Below are 12,112 nucleotides of genomic sequence, written 5' to 3'. Positions count from 1 at the left end.
GGTCAGGTCTCGGAGGCGACGTCGAACGTCTCCCACGGCCGGGTGCGGCCGGTGTCCAGATAGGGGCGCAGCGGGGTGGTGTGCCGGTGCGTGTCGGAGTGCACCCAGCGCCGCAGGTCCTCCTCGGTGCGCCAGCGGCTGGTCACCATCAGCACCCCGGGCTCGTCCCGGGAGGTCAGCAACTCGCTGCTGACCATGCCGGGCGTGCCGGCGAGGTGTTCGCCGATCCGGCGGTACGTGTCGGCCAGGCTCAGCACGTCGCCCTCCGGCACGCGGTACCAGAGGATCACCCGTACCCCGGTGGCGGTCTCGGTCGTCATCTCATTCCTCGTCTCTTCCTCGGGTCAGGCGGGCAGCAGCAGGCCGACGGCGACGGCGTTCGCGGCGAACGCGCCGACCGCCAGCACCGTGCGGGCCAGGTTCCAGCGCTGCCAGGCGGCGCGCGGGTCGCGGGCGGCGAAGTCGTCCGGCAGCCGGTCCGGATCGAGCGCGAGCACCCGGCGTTTGAGCGGCGCCGCCCGGGCCGCCGACACCGCGATCACGCCGGCCAGCGCGGCCACGGCCACGACCAGCGCGGGCCGGGCGTCCCGGGCCGGACCGGCGGCGAGCAGCGCGACGTCGGCGGCCACGGTGATCAGCACGGCGACCGGCGCGAGCGGGTCGAAGCGCGGGGACCAGAAGCGGTGCAGCCGTACGTACTCCGGTCCGCTCAGCCGCCGCATCCACGGCACACCGCCGATCGCCGACCACAGCAGCATCCCGGCGACCAGGCCACCGGCGAGCAGTGCGACGGGCAGCAGCAGCGCCATCTCAGGCCGTCCGGGCGGCCGACTCGACGAGCGTGCGGATGCGCTCCATCTGCACGGCCGTGTTGCGGTTGAGCCGCTCCGTCATCCGCGCGTCGTCCACCGGCGCGTCCGGGCGCATCTCGAAGTCCTGCACCCAGCGCATCTCGACCCCGCCGGGCACCTCGCGGTACTCCCAGAACAGGCTCATGTACCTGAACCAGCCGGGCTCCACCCGCTGCGCCCGCACCGTGCGCCGGGTGACGTCCGGCGTACGGTCGCTGACCCAGCTCCACTCGTTTCCCTGCTCGTCCGGGTGCATGGTGAGCCGGAACCGGATCGTGTCGCCGTCGCGGCGGAGGATCTCGGCCTTGGCGTACTCGCTGAACAGCTCCGGCCAGTTCTCCACGTCGTTGGTCATGCGCCACACCAGGTCCAGTGGCGCGTCGATGACGATGCTGTTGTCGGTGTGACCGGCCATGGCCGTCCCCTCTCCGTCGTCGGCGATGCTGTCAATCCGATGTGGACGCGACGTCCAGCCGCGCTGGAGCCGTCCGGGCGGCGGCGAGCCGGGCTCCGGCGTCCGCCAGCTGGTGCGGCGGGTGGAAGCTGAACGCGGCGCGTACGGCACCCGCGCCCGCCGCGCCGAAGCGCCGCCCGTCGGCCACGGACACCCCGGCCGCGGCGGCGCGCTCCCGCAGGGCGGCGCCGTCCCCGTCCGGCGCGGGCAGCCAGACGAAGAACCCGCCGTGCGGTGCGGCCACACCGAGTGCCCCGGCGAACGCGTCCCGCCGGGCGCGCAGCTCGCCGCGCAACCACGCCAGGTGGCGGTCGTAGCCGCCGCCGGCCAGCAACGTGGCCACCGCCAGCGCGGCCAGGTGGTTGAAGCCGCCGCCGCTGTCCGCCCAGCCGGCGGTCGCGAATCGCCGGACCAGCCGCGGCTCGGCCTCGATCCAGCCCAACCGCAGGCCGGGCGCGAGCGTCTTGGCGAACGTGCCGAGCCGCACGACGCCACGCCGCCCGGCGAGCGCGTGCAGCGACGGCGGCTCGGGCGGGCCGTCGTAGCGCAGGCCCGCGTACGCGTCGTCCTCGACGATCGGCACGCCGGCGTCCGCCGCCTCGGCCACCAGCGCGCGGCGGCGCCCCGCCGGCACGGTCACGCCGGTCGGGTTCCGGTACGTCGGGATCAGGTACGCGAACGCCACCCGCTCCCCTCCCCTGCGGATCCGGCGCGCCGTGGCCGTCAGTGCCCCGGGCACCGGCCCGTCCGCGTCTGACTCGACCGCCTGGATCCGCAGCTCGCGATCGGTGAGGACGCGCAGGCCGTAGTCGTAGCTGAGCGGCTCGGCGAGCACCACGTCGCCGGGTCGGGTGAGCGTGCCGGCCACCAGGTGCAGCCCCTGCGAGGCGCCGGCGGTGACCAGCACGTGGTCCGGCCCGGTCCCGGCCCGGGCGGCGAGCGCCTCGCGTAGCGGCGCCGGACCCCGGTTCTCCCCGTAGGTGAGGGCAGCCGGGCCGAATTCGTCGAGCGCCCGCGCGTACGCCCGGGCGAGCGACCGCACCGGCAGCAGTGCCGGGTCCAGGTAGCCCGGCCCGAGGTCGGTCGTGCCGGGGGGCGCGACGGACTGCACGACGCCCGCCCGCCAGTACGGTCCGCCGCTCACGCGTCCAGCAGCACGGCCCGCAGCGCGCGGACGGCCGCGTCCAGTGCGCCGGGCGGCCGGGCGAGCGCGATCCGCAGCGAGCGGTCCCCGCGGGCCGGGTCGGCCCAGTGGAACTGGCCGCACGGCAGGACGTAGACGCCGCCCTGCCGGAGCCTGGTCCAGACGTCCAGGCAGGGACGGTCGCCGAGGTCGACCCGCTCGACGCTGACCCGCGCGTCGACGTCGGGGAACGACACGCCGGGCACGTCGGCCAGCGTCGCGCGCACCAGGGCCCGGTTGTCCGCGACGAAGCGGTGCAGGTCGGTCAGGCCACCCGCCGCCGCGTCCTCGGCGAACCGGGTGACCAGCACCAGGATGAACGGCGAGACGCCGAGCAGGATGTCGGAGTGGATCTTGGCGAGCGGCAGGCCGACACCGTCGCCGTAGGCCAGCAGCCCGACCTTGAGGTCCAGCGTGGCCCACAGTTTGCCGGTGTCCTCGATGACCACCCACCGGCAGCCGCTGTCGCGCAGCACGGCGTAGTGGTCGTAGTGGCTGCGGGTGTCGAATCCGCGGAACGACGTGTCCAGGGCGAGCACGACGTCCCGGGCGGCGCACTCGGCGGCGATCGCCGCCAGCCGCTCCTCGGCCAGCACCCGGCCGGTCGGGTTGTTCGGCGTGGTGACGAAGAGGCACCGCACTGCCTCGGGCACCGCCTCGCCCACCGGCCCGTGGTGCAGCACGTCCTCCTCGACCGGCAGCAGCCGCAGGCCGTTGCCGCGCAGCAGGTCGGGGATGTTGTCGAAGGTCGGGTGCACGAGCGCGACCGGGCCGCCGCCGGAGGCCGCCAGCGACCGGGACAGGATCTCCATCGCGACCGACGAGGAGTAGCAGGTCAGCACCCCGCCCGGCCCGGTCGGGTAGCTGTGCTGGCGCAACAGGTGCAGGTACGCGCCGTGCGCCTCGCGTTCGAGGTCGTCGACCGGCTGCGCGGCCGCCTTGCCGAACAGGTCGGGAAGCTCGTCGATGATGCTCCGCTGCGCCTCGGTGAGCTCCTGGCGGGCGTGGCCGTCCGCCATGTTGAGCTGGCTGCTGAGCGCGAGGGACTCGATCTCCGTCAGGTTGGCCTCACGCAGCAGGGGCGTGCTGGGACTCATGTACGCACTCCAGGTGTCGGTGGGGCAGGGGCTCAGAGCGACAGCCGCGCGGCGGTGTTCGTCAGCCACTGGTTGAGCTGCAGGACCATCTCCAGGTCGGTCAGGTCCCGCCACGCGCGGGCAGGATCGAACGGCGCGCGCAGCGCCCGCTGGACGGCCGGCACGTCGAGCAGCCGGCGCACCGGCGCGTGCGGATCGGCGAGCACCTCGGCGGCCTCGCGACGCAGCGACCCGGCGTAGGCCGGGTTCCGCCCGGTCGGGAACTGGCTGGACGGCCGGGTCAGCACCGAGGCCGGCAGCAGATCGGCCACCGCGGCGCGCAGCAGACCCTTGGGACCGCCCGAGGTCTTCAGCGACCACGGGACGTTGTACAGGTACTGCACGAGCCGGTGGTCGCAGAACGGCCACCGCAGCTCCACGCCCTCGGCCGCGCTCACGCCGTCGTCCAGCGCGCAGCCGAACTCCTGCCACCCCTGCAGGTGCAGGAAGTAGATCTCCCGCAGCCGTGCCTCGGCGGGGTCCTCGGCGTCGAGACGCGGCACCCGGGCGAGGTCGGCCCGGTACGTGTCGGCGAGATAGCCGGGCACGTCGAGCTTGGCCAGCAGGTCCGGGGCGAGCAGGCCGGTGCCGAGACCGGCCGGGGGCAGCCGGTCGCGGGTGGCGGCGATCCACGGGTAGGTGTCCGCGCCGATCACGGTCGGGTCGTCCATGCCCATGAACGAGGCGAACACGGTGTCCGCCTGCTCCCCGGCAAGCACCACACCGCTGTGGACGGCGATCCGGCGGCACAGCAACCGCAGCGACGCCGGGAACTGCGGCGCCGCCACCGGCATGTCCTGCTGCGCCGCGACCGCCGAACCGCGGGCCACCGGGTCCAGCAGTTCGGCCGGGTCCAGCTCCAGGTAGGTGTGCTCGGCGCCGAGGTGTGCGGCCACCTCGGCCGCGAAGGGTGCGTCCTCGGCGCTGCGCATCGGCCCTGGCGTGCCCGGCCCGCCACCGGGGTAGCCGATCGTGTACGTCCGCAGCGGCCCCTCGCCGCGCCGGGTCAGCTCGCGGGCGGCCAGCGCGGCGACCGTCGACGAGTCGACGCCGCCGGAGAGCAGGACGGCCGGAGGCGTGTCCGCCCCGAGCTGCCGGGCGACCGACGCGCCGAGCAGCTCGCGCACCCGGGCGACGGTGGCGTCCCGGTCGTCGGGGTGCGGCGCGGCGGTCAGCTCCCAGTAGCGGTGCTCGGTCGTGCCGTCCCGGCCGGCCTCGACGACGCCGCCCGGCAGCACGCGCCGCATGCCGCGGAAGACCGCCCGGCCCGGTGTGCTGGTGAAGGCGAGCAGTTCGCGCAGACCGTCGGCGTCCACCTCGCGGTCGGCCAGCGGATGCGCGAGCAGCGCCTTCGGCTCGGAGCCGAACGTCAGGCCGCCGCCCACCCGCTGGTAGAACAGCGGCTTCACCCCGAGCCGGTCACGCACCAGCAGCAGTCGCTCCCGGGTGGCGTCCCAGACCGCGATCGCGAACATGCCGTCCAGGTGCTCGGCGAACGCCGGGCCCCAGCGCAGGTAGGCGTGCGCGACCACCTCGGCGTCGCCGCCGCCGGTGAACTCGTGCCCGGCGGCGGCCAGCTCGGCCCGCAGCTCGCGCCAGTTGTAGACCTGGCCGTCGAGCAGCAGGGTCGCCCGCCCGCCGCCCGGCCCGCGCACGCTCACCGGCTGGCTTGCGCGCCCGCGCTCGACGACCGCCCGGGCCCGGTGCCCGGCGACGAGGTGCGGTGCGACGAACACGCCCTCGCCGTCCGGCCCGCGCGGGGCCAGCGTGCCCAGCTGGGCGAGCACCACCCCTCGGTACGTGCTCAGGTCGCGCTCGAAATCGAGCCAGCCCGCGATACCGCCCATCAGCCGTCCTCCTCGCGACGATCGCCGTGTCCCGAGAAGGTTCACAGGAGCACATCGCCCGCCGGTCGAGGACGATTCGAGCCCTACTCCCGGTGCACCGCGAGCAGCACCGGGACGCGCGCCGCCCGGCGGCCGGGCAGCACCGACGCCAGTACCGTCACGGTGACCGCACCGAGGACGATCACCGGCAGCGCGTAGCCGGGCAGACGTGCCGCGATCAGATCGCTGCCGGTGACGGCCTGCGCCAGGCGGATCACGCCCAGCGCGGTCGCCACGCCGAGCCCGGTGCCCAGCACCACGACGGTTGCCGCCTCCCACCGGACCAGCGCCTGGACCTGGCGCTCCGCCGCGCCGACCGCCCCGAGCACGCCGAACTCGCGGGTGCGTTCCGCGACCGACAGCGAAAGCGTCGTCGCGACACCGAACAGCGCCGTCACGATGGCCACGCCGAGGAAGACGTAGAGCAGCGTGGGGTCGAACATCAGCCCGCCACCCGCCCCGGTCAGGTAGGCGCGGGGCGGGTCCACCCGCGCGGTGGGCACGTCGGCCACCGCCGCCCGCAGCCCGTCGGCGACCGGGCCGGCCCCGGCGACCAGGACCACGGAGACGAACGCCACCGGATCGATCGCCCGGACCGTGGCCGAGGTGACGATCGCGTCGCCGACCATCACCTGTGCCTCCCGGGAGTACGTCGCGACGACCTCCAGCACGCGGACGCCCTCGGCGGCCCGCACGGTCATCCGGGTGCCCACCGGCCAGTCGTACGCCTCGGCGAGTTCCGCCGCGACCGCGATCTGCCCGTCGGCGAGACGGGACACCGGCCGGCCCGCGGCGCCTAGGTCGACCAGCCCGGCCAGTGCCGCGCCGTCCGCGCCGGTGACGGTGAGCGGCGGCACGACGGTCGGCCGGCCGCGCACCCGCGGCGGCGGGATCGGGTCGGTGACCGTCGTGCGCGCCCGCACCAGCTCGGCGGACGCCCGCACCCCGGGCACCGTGGCGGCCTGCTCCGCGACCGAGGCGGGCAGGCCGCTGCCACCGTCGGTGCTCACCACCAGGTCGGCCCGGACCGCGGCCGTACCCCGGTCGGCGCGGCCCTCGGTGATCGAGGTGACCAACGACCAGGTCACGGTCGACAGGGCCACGGTCAGCATCAACAGGGACGCGGCCGAGGCCACCCGGCGCGGGCTGCGCACGATGAACGCGCGGGCCATCCGGCCCACGTCCGGCCGCAGCGCGACGGCCAGCGTGCCGACCAGCCGGCCGAGTGGCGGCACCACGTACGGCCCGAGCACGGCCAGCGCGGAGAGCAGCAGCAGACCGGCCAGGATGGCAGCCGCGCCGGCCGACGTCACGCCCTCCGGCGTCGGATCCTCCCGGCGGGCCAGGAAGCTGAGGCCCACGAACATCCCGGCCAGGGCGAGCACCGGCAGGGCACCGAGCAGGCGCCGCCGGGACCGGCCCGACGAGTCGGCCGACGCCTCGGCGAGCGACTCGACCGGCGACGTCAGCGACGCCCGCCACGCCGGGCGGGCCGAGGCCAGCCAGGTGATCAGCAGGCCCGCGGCGAGTGGCGGCAGCAGGTAGGCGAGGCCCAGCTGCGGACCGGCACCGCCGGTGTCCAGCCCGGTGCCCGCCAGCGGCCCGGCCAGCAGGCGCGCGACGCCGAGACCGACGACCAGGCCGAGCAGGCCCGCGGCGAGCCCGACGAATACCGCCTCGGCGCGCAGCAGCAGCCGTACCTGGCGCGGTGTCATGCCGACGGTCAGCAGCAGCGCGAGGTCGCGGGCACGCTGACGCACGAGCGTGCCGAACGTGCCGGCCAGCACGAACACCCCGACGAACGCGCCGACCAGCGCCAGCATGCCGAGGTTGGTGGTGATCTGGGTGGCCAGCTCGGCGATCGTGCGCCGCTGGGCGTCCCGCACCTGCGTGCCGGTGCCCACCCACACGTCGGAGCGGGACGCGTCACCGGCGAGCGCCCCGCGGAGGGCACCGGCCAGCACGGCCCGGTCGGCTCCGGGCGTGGCCGCCACCCAGAGCGCCTGCCAGTCGTCGCCGAGCCCGGCGGCCTGGCGCACCCGGCCCGGGTCGGTGAGCACGGTGAGCCCGCCCGCCGACGCGTCCCCGCCGCCGACCGTCACCACGCCGACGACCGTCACCCGTGCGGCCTCGTCCGGCAGCAGCAGCGTGGTGACGTCGCCGGGCCCGAGGCCGCCGCCACGCGCGGTCTGCCGGTCGATGACGACCTCGCCGGCCGCGGCCGGCGCCCGTCCCGCCACCAGCGCGTACGCCGACAGTTGCGGCGCGGCGACCCACGGCCGCAGATAGCTGCCGCCACCGGCGGGTGCCGGGACGGCGCGCCCGTCGGCACCGACGATCTCGGCCGGCACGGCGGCGTCACCGGCCGCCGCGGCGACGCCCGGCAGCGCGGCGACTCGGTCGACCGCCGCCGCGCTCACCCGGGCGCCGGAGCCGCTCTCCGGGCCGCGCACCGGCGCGTCGCCGGGTCGGGCGACCAGCGAGACGGTGGCGTACTCGCTGCCGTCGACGTCGTCCATCGCCGCCGTGAACTGGAGGACGAACTGCAGCGACCCGGCGAGCAGGCCGGTCGCGAGCGCGCCGGCGGCGACGGTGCCGACGAGCCGGGGCCACCGCTCGGCGACCGTTCGGCGGGTGATCAGCCAGAGGATCCGCATGCCGCCCCCTCACTCCGGGCTGGAGATCCGGCGCAGCCGGGCCAGGACCTCGTCGACGGTGGGCTCGGCGAGCGTGTCGACGATCCGGCCGTCGGCGAGGAAGAGCACGTCGTCGGCGTACGCCGCGGCCTTCGGGTCGTGCGTGACCATCACGATGCTCGCGTTCTCGGTCTCGACCGCCTCACGCAGGAACCGCAGGACCTCGGTGCCGGAACGGGAGTCGAGGTTGCCCGTCGGCTCGTCCGCGAAGACGACGTCCGGTCGGGTGAGCAGCGCCCGGGCGATCGCGACCCGCTGCTGCTGACCGCCGGAGAGCTGGGCCGGCCGGTGCGCCAGCCGGTCGGTGAGGCCGAGCCGGGCCACCAGCTGCGTCATCCAGGCGCGGTCGATCCGACGGCGGGCGAGGTGGGCGATCATCGTGATGTTCTCCTCCGCCGTGAGCACCGGCAGCAGGTTGAACGCCTGGAACACGAAGCCCATCCGCTCCCGGCGGAGCCTGGCCAGCGCGGTGCGGCCCAGCCGGGTGAGCTCCTGACCGGCGACCACCACCTCGCCGGACGTCGGCCGGTCGAGACCGGCCAGGCAGTGCAGGAACGTCGACTTGCCCGACCCGGACGGCCCCATCACGGCCGTGAAGCGGCCGAGCGGGAACGACGCCGAGACGCCGTCCAGTGCCCGGACCGCCCCGTCACCGCTGCCGTAGACCCGGGTCAGGTCCCGGGCGGTGACGGCCGCCTCCCCCATGGTTGTCTCGTCCGCTCGCATGCGGTCGTTTCCTCCCTCGGTCGACGCCATCCGCGAATGCTCGAGCCGCGCTCGAGAACGGCCGGATCACCCGTTCCTACGGTGTCCGTCATGGACGATCCCATCACCCCTACGGAACCGTACGGTTACACGCTGCCGCTGTCGCCCTCGGGTACGGCGGCCATGGTCACCCCGCCGCCGTGGCACTTCTCCGGGGAGGTGGTGATGGTGGAGTACCGGGCCGACCCGGACGCCGTGGCCCGGCACCTGCCGCCCGGCCTCGACCCCGGCCCGGACGCCGGTGCGGCCGCCGCCGTCTGGGCGCAGTGGCAGTGGTGCTCCGACTCGGGCGACGAACTGGGCGCGCCGGAGCGGTGCCAGTTCGCCGAGTTCCTCGTCCTGCTGGCCTGCGAGCACCGGGGAGTGCCGGTGGTGCGGTGTCCCTACGCCTGGGTGGACAGCGCCGTGCCGTTGGTACGCGGCTGGATCCAGGGCATGCCGAAGCAGTTCGGCGAGATCAGCCAGACCCGGCCGGTGCGTGCCGGCCGGGCCGGGCCGCCGGCGACCGGTGCCGGGACGTTCAGCGGCACGGCCTCGGCGTTCGGCCAGCGGATCGGCCGCGGCACGGTGTACGCACGGGTGGAGCACGCCGACCCGCCGCCGCTCTTCACGCTGCCGCTGGCGCACAGCCGGGTCTTCCCCGGCTGGGTGCCGGGCGAGGAGCCGGTCGCCGGCCTGGTCGCCTCCCGGGTCACCGACGTGACGTTCACCGGCCTGCGCTCCGGGCCGGCCGACCTGTGGCTGACCGGCGACCCGGCGTTCGCCGACCTGGCGTCGCTGGCGCCGCGCGAGGTGGGCACCGGCACCGTCTTCGCCTACGGCGAGACGCTCGTCGGCGGTCGTCCCCTGCCCTGACCACGGCCCGGCGGCCCCGGCACGCCGCACTAGAAGAACACCACCGAGCGCTCGTCGACCCGGTGCCGGAACACCCACCACATCCACGCCTGACTGAGAACGATCACCGGCAGCACGGCCGCCGCGACGCCGCCGAGCACGGAGAGCGACGCCGGGTCGGCGGCCGAGTCGCGTACGACCACCCACCCGGCAGTCGCCACCATCAGCAGCGGGCCCACGACCGCGCCGGCGGTGGCGGCCAGTGCCAGGCCCGGCCGGCCCCGCCCGAGCAGCACCCGCGCGCCCAGGGGTGCGGCTGCCGCCGCGAACCCGGCCAGCGCCACCGGCACCAGCGCACCGGCCCGCTGGGGCAGCACCCCGGCGGCCACCGTCACCACGGTCGCGACGGCGAGCAGGCCCGCGCCTGCCGGCAGCAGCCGCCGTGCGGTGCCCGCCACCGCGGCGGCCGGCACCTGGGGCAGCCGGGCCGTCAGGAACACGGCGCCGTGCCCGGCGAAGACCACCGCCATGGTCACGGCCCAGAGCAGCGAGAACCAGCCGTACACCGGATGCGCGGCACCACCGTCACCGAGCCGGATCATCAGGTTGGCGACCACCACGCCCCAGCCGGCCGCGAAGACCGTGCTGACCACGGCCAGGGTCGTGTCCCAGAAGCCGCGCCAGCGGGCGCCGGGCAGGCGGCTGCGGGACCAGACCGCCGCGTCGCGCACCACCCAGACGACCAGCAGCGGCCAGACCAGAGCCCGCAGCTCGCCGAGCACCTCGCCCTCGAGCAGGGGAAACGCTCCGAACAGGACCCCGCCGGTGGCGACCAGCCACACCTCGTTGCCGAGCAGGAACGGCCCAAACGCCGTGATCATCGCCCGGCGCTCCCACTCGGTGCGGCCGAGCGGGCGCACCAGCATGCCGCTGCCGATGTCGAAACCGTCGAGCACCAGGTAGCCGCCGAGCAGCAGGCCCAGCAACAGCACGAAGAACAGATCCACGAACCTCACCTGCCCACGAGTACGGAGTCGTCGTCGGACGTGGACGAGCCGAGCGTCGCGCCCAGCGGCATGCCCAGCGCGTCGTCCTCGATGCCACGGCGGGCGAACCGCCCGAGCAGCACGATGTTGAGCAGCACCAGCCCGCCCAGCACCACCGCGAAGCCGGTGAACGACGCCGCGGCGGCCCCGGTGGAGAGCGGACTGGCGGCGTCTTCCGTCGACAGCACGCCGTAGACCGCCCACGGCTGCCGTCCGACCTCGCGCACCAGCCAGCCGCAGATCACCAGCACGAACGGCACCGGGATGAGCGCGACCAGGAGGTAGAGCGGCACGCGCAGCCGCACCACCCAGTTGCGGATCAGCAGCACCAGCAACACGATCGACAGCAGGGCCAGGCCGAACGTCGTCTGCATCATGATCTGGTAGGGCACCGACACCCAGTCGGGGGGCAGCCAGTCGCCCGGGCCGAACCGTGCCGCGAGCTCCTGCTGCACCCGCAGCGTGCGCTCCGGGTCGGCGTACATCGCGGCGAGCTTGCCGGGCTGGCTCTGCTCGATGACCACCTCCTGGAGGAACCCGAAGTGGATGGCCGGGTAGACGCCGATCGGCAGCGCGACCACGGCGAAGCGCAGCGACCGGCGGAACTCGATGACGTCGGGCGTACGGCGCAGGAGCTGCCACGCGCTCACCCCGGCGACGAACAACGCGCCGGTGACCACCGCCGCGGAGACGACGTGCTGCACCGCGTCGAGCAGGTTGGGGTTGCGCATCAGGGCGCCGAAGTCGGTCAGGAAGGCCACCCCGTCGCGGATCTCGTGACCGACCGGGTGCTGGAGGAACGCGTTGGCCGCGAGGATCCAGTAGGCCGAGACGTACGCCGTGATGGCCACGACCCAGATCAGCCCCAGGTGCAGCAGGCGGGGTATCCGGCCCCAGCCGAAGATCCACATGCCGAGGAACGTCGCCTCGATGAAGAACGCCACCAGCGTCTCGATCGCGATCGGGCCGCCGAGCACGTTGCCGGTGACATGCGCGAGGCCGGCCCAGTTGAGCCCGAACTGGAACTCCATCACCAGGCCGCCGATGATGCCGGCACCGTAGTTGACGACGTAGAGCCGGCCCCAGAACTTGGTCAGCCGCTCGTGGACCGGATCCTTGCGGAACGTCCACAGCGTCTGGAACGCGACGACGAACAGCACCAGCCCCAGGGAGAGCGTCACGAACAGGTAGTGCACCGAGCCCGTGACGGCGAACTGCAGTCTGCTGATCTCGACGGCGTCCATGGCGACGAGTCTGCCGA

At 74.9% G+C, this 12,112-nt stretch carries 10 protein-coding genes and 1 pseudogene; 1 reads left to right on the top strand and 10 read right to left on the bottom strand.

Annotation, left to right across the window (positions count from 1 at the left end):
• Positions 1-2: 2 nt before the first annotated feature.
• The 8 genes and pseudogenes from AB0D32_RS13135 to AB0D32_RS13100 form a co-directional block, all read right to left on the bottom strand.
• A complete protein-coding gene (locus AB0D32_RS13135) occupies positions 3-320 on the bottom strand; it encodes an antibiotic biosynthesis monooxygenase family protein (protein WP_357088798.1) in 318 nt (105 codons plus the stop codon).
• Positions 321-344: 24 nt separating this feature from the next.
• Positions 345-809, bottom strand: coding sequence for an anthrone oxygenase family protein (locus AB0D32_RS13130; RefSeq protein WP_357088795.1), 465 nt, complete (start codon positions 807-809; stop codon positions 345-347).
• A 1-nt stretch (position 810) separates the two neighbouring features.
• A pseudogene (locus AB0D32_RS13125) lies at positions 811-1,260 on the bottom strand (SRPBCC family protein); the annotation flags it as partial.
• A gap of 37 nt (positions 1,261-1,297) precedes the next feature.
• Positions 1,298-2,449, bottom strand: a complete 1,152-nt coding sequence (gene mppQ, locus AB0D32_RS13120) for an enduracididine biosynthesis enzyme MppQ (protein WP_357088792.1) — start codon at positions 2,447-2,449, stop codon at positions 1,298-1,300.
• Positions 2,446-3,585: an enduracididine biosynthesis enzyme MppP gene (mppP, locus tag AB0D32_RS13115; RefSeq protein ID WP_357088789.1), complete on the bottom strand. Its 1,140-nt coding sequence runs from the start codon at positions 3,583-3,585 to the stop codon at positions 2,446-2,448. The genes mppQ and mppP overlap by 4 nt, the downstream gene beginning before the upstream one ends.
• 32 nt (positions 3,586-3,617) lie before the next feature.
• Positions 3,618-5,471, bottom strand: a complete 1,854-nt coding sequence (asnB, locus tag AB0D32_RS13110) for an asparagine synthase (glutamine-hydrolyzing) (RefSeq protein ID WP_357088785.1) — start codon at positions 5,469-5,471, stop codon at positions 3,618-3,620.
• A gap of 83 nt (positions 5,472-5,554) precedes the next feature.
• Positions 5,555-8,167 (bottom strand): FtsX-like permease family protein, encoded by a 2,613-nt coding sequence (locus AB0D32_RS13105; RefSeq protein ID WP_357088782.1) that lies wholly within the window; start codon positions 8,165-8,167, stop codon positions 5,555-5,557.
• Positions 8,168-8,176: 9 nt separating this feature from the next.
• Positions 8,177-8,932 carry an ABC transporter ATP-binding protein gene (locus AB0D32_RS13100; RefSeq protein ID WP_357088779.1) on the bottom strand — a complete coding sequence of 252 codons (756 nt, stop codon included), beginning with the start codon at positions 8,930-8,932 and terminating at the stop codon, positions 8,177-8,179.
• A gap of 90 nt (positions 8,933-9,022) precedes the next feature.
• On the opposite strand from AB0D32_RS13100, the gene mppR reads away from it, so the two are divergent.
• Positions 9,023-9,826, top strand: a complete 804-nt coding sequence (gene mppR, locus AB0D32_RS13095) for an enduracididine biosynthesis enzyme MppR (RefSeq protein WP_357088776.1) — start codon at positions 9,023-9,025, stop codon at positions 9,824-9,826.
• Positions 9,827-9,855: 29 nt separating this feature from the next.
• On the opposite strand, the gene AB0D32_RS13090 is transcribed toward mppR, so the two are convergent.
• Both AB0D32_RS13090 and AB0D32_RS13085 read right to left on the bottom strand, forming a co-directional pair.
• On the bottom strand, positions 9,856-10,812 hold the full coding sequence (locus AB0D32_RS13090; RefSeq protein WP_357088773.1) for a cytochrome d ubiquinol oxidase subunit II: 957 nt from the start codon (positions 10,810-10,812) through the stop codon (positions 9,856-9,858).
• Positions 10,813-10,817: 5 nt separating this feature from the next.
• Complete coding sequence (locus AB0D32_RS13085) at positions 10,818-12,095, bottom strand: cytochrome ubiquinol oxidase subunit I (RefSeq protein WP_357088771.1); 1,278 nt, start codon at positions 12,093-12,095, stop codon at positions 10,818-10,820.
• Between the last annotated feature and the right edge of the window lie 17 nt (positions 12,096-12,112).

Origin of the sequence: Micromonospora sp. NPDC048170 (assembly GCF_040652795.1) — a bacterium.
Lineage (GTDB): Bacteria > Actinomycetota > Actinomycetes > Mycobacteriales > Micromonosporaceae > Micromonospora.
This window is presented reverse-complemented; position numbering and strand designations above follow the sequence as displayed.